The sequence below is a fragment of the Brevundimonas sp. genome, assembly GCF_035561115.1.
Classification (GTDB): domain Bacteria; phylum Pseudomonadota; class Alphaproteobacteria; order Caulobacterales; family Caulobacteraceae; genus Brevundimonas.
Window position 1 is genome coordinate 1 of record NZ_DATMYH010000037.1, and the last position, 4,989, is coordinate 4,989.

Here is a 4,989-nt window from a genome sequence, read left to right on the forward strand (position 1 = left end):
GGCCAGCAGGGCGGCGGCGATGAGGAAGACGCGGGTCATGGTCATGCTCTCCGGGGGGGATCAGTAGCGCAGGGCGAGGGACAGGCCGAAATTCCGGCCGGGCCGGGTGTAGGCGTCGAGCACCGCCGAGGTAGCCGCCACACCGCGCACGTCGCTCCACCAGCTGTAACGCTCGTCGAAGACGTTGAAGACGCCGGCCCGGGCCGTGACCCGTTCATTGAGGTTCCAGTACGCGGTCAGGTCCAGCAGGGCGAAGTCATCGCCGACGGCGCAGGTTCCGGCGCAGGCCAGGTTGTCCGTGTCGGCCTGATCCTTCGCCTGCGACCAGGTGGCGACGGCCTGGGTTCCGAAGCGGCCGGCGGGATCGTCGTAGCCGAGGCCGAGGACGACCTTGACCGGATCGATGGTCTCAAGGGAACGCGCGCCCGCGACCGGGTCGCTGATCTCGCCGTCGGCCCAGGCGGCGGCGAAGCGGGCGCTCAGGCCGTTGTCCCACCAGATGTTCGCCTTCGCCTCGACGCCGGAGATCTCGACGTCCGTGAAGTTGACGAACTGGTAGACGGCAGGGTCGGCGGGGGTGAAGGAGCCCGAGGTCACCTGCTGGCTGATGAAGTCCTCATAGTCCGAACGGAAGCCGACCAGCTGGGCCGAGAAACGCCCGCCGGCGACCTGTACGTCACGCAGCCGGGCGCCGATCTCGAGGCTGCGGCTGGTCTCGGGCTTCAGATCCGGATTGGGCAGGGAGGTGTAGCCGAAGGCGATGTTGGAGAAGTAGTTGTTCACCTGACTCGGCGTCGGCGCCTTGAAGCCTTCGCCCCAGCTGCCGAACAGGCCGAAGTGGGGGGTGGACCACCAGACGACGCCCAGCTTGGGCGAGACGTGGTCGTCGGACTGATCGGCGCGCGGGCCGGGATAGAGCGGATCGTCGGCGGTCGACAGGTCGTAGCTGTCCCGGCGGACCGCGGGGATGATCTTCAGCGAACCGTCCAGCAGGCTGATCTCGTCCTGGACGAACAGGCCGGCCAGGCTGAAGTCGGTCCTGGGGAAGGCGCTGGTCGGGAAGGTCTCGCCCATGGGCGGGATCGTGCCGTCGCGCACGCCCTGCTGGGTGGTCTCGGACCAGTCGCCGCCGAAGGTGATGCGGTGGGAACCGAAACCCCTGGTGAAGTCGGCGGCGAAGCCCCGGACCTCGTTGTCGAAAGTGTTGTCGCGGGTCCGGTCGGCGCCGACACGGTCCTCGAAGGTGAACTGGCGGGTGGTCGAATCCTGCTGGTAGACCGACACCTGACCGCGCTCGAGGCCCAGCACGTCCTTCAGCCGCCAGTCGAGGCTGAAGCGCTCGCGCTCCGTCGTGTCGGCGGCGGTCAGGTTGAGAACCGCAGTGGCGGAGGCGGGCGGAGCGGCGACGCTGCGGGTGGTGCGGCCGCTGAGGACGATGGCGTCCATGTCGCTCCGGAAGCTGTCCCAGGTCAGGCGCAGGCTGTGGCCCGGGGCGACGTCCCAGACCAGCTTGCCCAGCCAGGCGTCGGAACGGATCTCCTGCGGATTGGGCAGGGTGCGGCTGGAATAGACCAGCGAGGGGGTCGGAACGCCGCCGACCAGCACCGACTGGACTTCCTCGCCGGTGCGGTCGCCCTGGTTTTCCGTCTCCTCGCTGTCGCGCCCGGTCCAGGCCAGAAGACCCGAGACGGCGCCGCTGCGCCCGGCGATGACGGCGGATTTCGTCAGGCCCTCGTCGGCGGAGTTGTAGCCGACGCGGGCGCGGGCGCTGAAGCTCTCGCCGGGGCGGATCAGGTCGGCCGGGTCCTTCGTCGTGAACAGGACCGCGCCGGCGACACCGTCCGAGCCGTACAGGGCCGAGGCGGGGCCGCGCAGGATTTCGACCGACTTCATCAGGTCCAGATCGGCATAGCCGCCGCGGCCGACGCTCTGGGCGCCGAAGACGAAGCCGTCGGGCGAGCGCACGCCGTCGACGATCATCAGCACCCGGTCGCCGCCGATGCCGCGGATGGTGAAGCCCTCATTTCCAGCGCGACCGGCCGTGCCCAGGGCGGCGCCGAAACGGGCCGGCTGGCTGACGACGCTGACGCCGGGCTCGAACCGGATCAGGTCCTTGATGTCGGTCGCCAGCATGGCCTCGATGTCGCGGTCGCTGAAGACGGTGACCGTGGCCGGCGCCTCTTGCGGCGTCACGCCCGTGCGGGTGGCCAGGACGCTGATCGGCGGAAGCTGGACGACGTCGTCGGGACCGGCCGCGTCCGGCTCTCCCGCCCGGGCGGACCCGGCGGCGATCAGGAGGGCGGCGACGCCGGCGGTGAGGAGGAGAGTGCGCATGTGAACGGCCCCGCTTGAAGAGAGGCGAGGCAATTACTGCGAACGATTATCAGAATCAACCGCAATAAGGGCAGGGTTATTCGTGACACTGAATTAAGCTGACAGACGCCGGCGGCGGGGGTCTTCTGGGGCGTCAGGGAGGACACCGTCATGAGCATCGACCCCGCGGCCGAGACCGCGCGCTGGCTGGCGACCATCTCGCCCGAGGATCTGGAACGGGCCGTGGCCTATACGCGCGGCGGCCATTGGCTGCTGCTGTGGGGCGCGGTCGTCAGCATCGTCGTGGCCTGGATCATCATCCGCACCGGGGTGCTGAGCGGCATCCGCGACCGGCTGGAGCGGCGGCGCAAGCGGCCCAAGCTGGTGTCCTTGCTGGTCGGCGTGACCTGGGTGCTGATGGATTTCGTCCTGACCTTGCCGTGGGCGATCTATCAGGGCTGGTGGCGCGAGACGCAGTACGGGCTGACAGAACAGCCACTGGCGGGCTGGCTGACCGAAGCCGTGATGGACACCGCGATCACGGTCGTCTTCCTCGGGCTGCTGATCGTCGGCCTCTACGCCATCATCCGGCATGCGCGCCGGCTGTGGTGGGCCTGGGGGGCGGGGCTGACGGCGCTGGCCGTGGTCTTCATGCTGATCGTCTCGCCGATCCTGATCGAGCCGCTGTTCAACACCTACACCCCGGCGCCGGACGGACCGGTGCGCGACGCCGTGGTCGAACTGGCCCACGCCACGGGCACGCCGGATGACAAGATCTATATCTACAACGGCTCGAAACAGTCCGACCGCTACACCGCCAATGTCTCGGGCCTGTTCGGCTCGGCGCGGGTGGCGATGAGCGACGTCATGTTCGCCAAGGGCGCCGACCTGGCCGAGGTGCGCGGCGTCGTGGGCCATGAGATGGGCCACTATGTCCATATGCACTCGCTGTGGATGGCCGGGATCATGATCCTGCTGGCGGGACTGGCGTTCTGGCTGATCGACCGGGTGTTCCCGCTGGCGAAGCGGCTGCTGGGCGCGAACCGGGTGGGGGATATCTCCGATCCGGCGGGCCTGCCCGTGCTGGCGGCCATAGGTGCGGTCATCGGCCTGCTGCTGACGCCGGTGACGAATACCATGATCCGGCTGATCGAGACCGACGCCGACCAGTTCTCGCTGGTCCACGCCAATGAGCCGGACGGGTTGTCGAAGGCGCTGATCAAGACGGCGGAGTATCGCGCGCCGTCGCCCTCGGCGATCGAGGAGGTCCTGTTCTACGACCACCCGTCGGTCGAGAACCGCATCCGCATGGCGATGGAGTGGAAGGCGACGCATCCGGCCGGCGCGCCGGCGGCGGCCCCGGCGGCTAGATCGACGCCGTAAGGCCGGGGCGCTCGTTGTCCCAGATCATGTGCAGGATGGACCACAGGCCGTCCGGGCCCCGGCAGAGCTGGATCGAGTTGATCCCGCGGCGCTCGGGCCCGGCGTCTTCGGGCCGGGTGCGCGCCTCGTAGACGGACCAGACGTGGGCCATGTTGCCGAAGACGTCGATGCGGCGGCTGATCTCGATCTCGAAGAAGCCGTTGGCCTCGAAGAAGGGCGTGACATTGGCCTGGTATTCCTCGCGGCCCATGACGATCATGGTCGGGCGGCCGTCGGCGTCCAGGCCCGTGCGGGCCTGACGGCTGTCGGGGTGGAAGATCTCGCGCTGGGTCGCCCAGTCGCGCGGTCCGGCGGGACCGGAGATGCAGGCGTACATGGCGTCGACGACGGCGCCGATATCGCTGCGGTCGACCATCAGGCGCGCTTTCTGACGAAGACGGTCCCGGCCGAATAGCCGGCGCCGAAGCTGCAGATCAGTCCGGTGTCGCCGGGGGCCATGTCCTGCTGCCGCAGGTGGAAGGCGATGATCGAGCCGGCGGAAGAGGTGTTGGCGTAGTCGTCGAGGATGATGACGTTCTCCTCCGGCGTCGGCTCACGGCCCAGCACCTTGCGGCCGATGAACTGGTTCATGTTGATGTTGGCCTGATGCAGCCACATCCGCTTCAGCGTCGCGGGATCGATCCCCAGCTCGGCGGCGTGGTCGATGATCATTTCGGACACCATCGGCACCACGTCCCTGAACACCTTGCGGCCCTGCTGGATGAACAGCTTGTCCGGCTTGCCGATGCCTTCGGGGGCGGCGTTGTTCAGGAAGCCGAAATTGTTGCGGATGTTGTTCGAGAAGACGGTCTTCAGCCGCGTGCCGAGAACGTCCCAGCCGCCGGGCCCGGCCTGATCCGAGGCCTCCACGATGACGGCGGTGGCGACGTCGCCGAAGATGAAATGGCTGTCGCGATCCTTGAAGTTGAGATGGGCCGAACAGACCTCGGGGTTGACCATCAGCACCGCCTTGACCGAGCCCGAGGCGATGAAGTCGGCGGCCGTCTTGATGCCGAAGGTGGCCGAGGAGCAGGCCACGTTCATGTCGAAGGCGAAGCCCTCGATCCCCAGCGCCTGCTGCACCTCGATCGACAGGGCCGGGTAGGGGCGGGGCATGTTGGAGGCGGCGCAGAGCACAGCGCCGATCTCCGAGACGGGCTTGCCCCAGGCGGCGATGGCCTGGCGCGCGGCGGCGACGGCCATTTCGGCCATGACCGAGAGCTCGTCGTCGGGGCGTTCGGGGATGTTGGGGGC

At 68.4% G+C, this 4,989-nt stretch carries 4 protein-coding genes; 1 reads left to right on the forward strand and 3 read right to left on the reverse strand.

Translation table 11 applies throughout. The annotated features are described in order from the left end of the window. Nucleotides 1-60 precede the first annotated feature (60 nt). Complete coding sequence (locus VN378_RS04830) at nucleotides 61-2,334, reverse strand: TonB-dependent hemoglobin/transferrin/lactoferrin family receptor (protein ID WP_325741503.1); 2,274 nt, start codon at nucleotides 2,332-2,334, stop codon at nucleotides 61-63. Between the two features lie 150 nt (nucleotides 2,335-2,484). Here VN378_RS04830 and VN378_RS04835 point away from each other — a divergent pair, with 150 nt between their 5' ends. Continuing rightward, complete coding sequence (locus VN378_RS04835; protein WP_325741505.1) at nucleotides 2,485-3,696, forward strand: M48 family metallopeptidase; 1,212 nt, start codon at nucleotides 2,485-2,487, stop codon at nucleotides 3,694-3,696. On the opposite strand, the gene VN378_RS04840 is transcribed toward VN378_RS04835, so the two are convergent. Together VN378_RS04840 and VN378_RS04845 are read right to left on the reverse strand one after the other, a co-directional pair. Continuing rightward, the gene (locus VN378_RS04840; protein WP_325741507.1) at nucleotides 3,680-4,111 is read right to left on the reverse strand and encodes a hypothetical protein; all 432 of its coding nucleotides are present in this window, start codon (nucleotides 4,109-4,111) and stop codon (nucleotides 3,680-3,682) included. The two genes, VN378_RS04835 and VN378_RS04840, sit on opposite strands and share 17 nt — an antisense overlap. Then, on the reverse strand, nucleotides 4,111-4,989 hold an 879-nt coding region (locus VN378_RS04845), incomplete at its 5' end, for a beta-ketoacyl-ACP synthase III (RefSeq protein ID WP_325741509.1). The genes VN378_RS04845 and VN378_RS04840, both read right to left, overlap by 1 nt.